The following is a 1,114-nucleotide window of genomic DNA, read 5'->3' as shown; positions in this document are numbered from 1 at the left end:
TGGAAAGCTTGGACACAGAGGGTGACATCCCCGTATCCGAAATCCGCGCAGGCCAGGTGAAAGTAGCACACCACACGTGAAACGGTGTGTGAAGATGGGGGGACCACCCTCCAAGGCTAAATACTAGTTAGCGACCGATAGTGAACCAGTACCGTGAGGGAAAGGTGAAAAGTACCCCTGTGAGGGGAGTGAAATAGAACCTGAAACCATGTGCCTACAAGGTGTAGGAGCCCTTCGGGGTGACTGCGTGCCTTTTGCTTAATGAGTCTGCGAGTTAGTATCTGTGGCAAGCATAAGTCCTTCCGGGATGTATGCGCAGGGAAACCAAGTCCGAACAGGGCGTCAATGAGTTGCAGGTGCTAGACCCGAAACGGAGGTGACCTACCCATGGCCAGGTTGAAGCTGAGGTAATACTCAGTGGAGGACCGAACCGGTGAATGTTGAAAAATTCTCGGATGAGCTGTGGGTCGGAGTGAAAGGCTAATCAAACCCCGTGATAGCTGGTTCTCCTCGAAATGCATTTAGGTGCAGCGTCGCGTGCTGATGAGTGGGGGTAGAGCACTGAAAGGGCTAGGGGGCACACCCGCCTACCAACCCCTATCAAACTCCGAATACCATTCAATGGAGCGCGGCAGTGAGACTGCGGGGGATAAGCTTCGTAGTCGAAAGGGAAACAGCCCAGACCAGCAGCTAAGGTGCCTAAACTATACTAAGTGGAAAGGAGGTGGGATTTCTTAGACAGTGAGGATGTTGGCTTAGAAGCAGCCACCATTTAAAAAGTGCGTAATAGCTTACTCATCGAGAGATCCTGCGCCGAAAATGATTGGCGATAAGTATAGTACCGAAGCTCTGGGTGTCAGATTTATCTGGCGCGGTAGAGGAGCATTGTAACAGCGGTGAAGGGGAATGGCGACTGAACCTGGAGCGGTTACAAGAGAGTATGCAGACATGAGTAACGATAAGACGGGTGAGATCCCCGTCCGCCGTAAACCCGAGGTTTCCTGGGCAACGTTTTTCGTCCCAGGGTTAGTCGGGACCTAAGCCGAGGCCGAAGGGCGTAGGCGATGGAAAGCAGGTTAATATTCCTGCACGTGCAAAGGGAAGGGGACGCATG

1 rRNA gene is annotated in these 1,114 nt (G+C 52.7%); it reads left to right on the top strand.

The features are described from left to right. Positions 1-1,114: ribosomal RNA gene (locus tag BUB27_RS18800) — 23S ribosomal RNA — on the top strand; the annotation flags it as partial.

The sequence above is a fragment of the Rubritalea squalenifaciens DSM 18772 genome (assembly GCF_900141815.1).
In the GTDB taxonomy this organism is placed as follows: Bacteria; Verrucomicrobiota; Verrucomicrobiia; order Verrucomicrobiales; family Akkermansiaceae; genus Rubritalea; species Rubritalea squalenifaciens.
The sequence above is the reverse complement of the archived record's forward strand: the minus strand, read 5'-3'. Positions and strand labels throughout refer to the sequence as shown.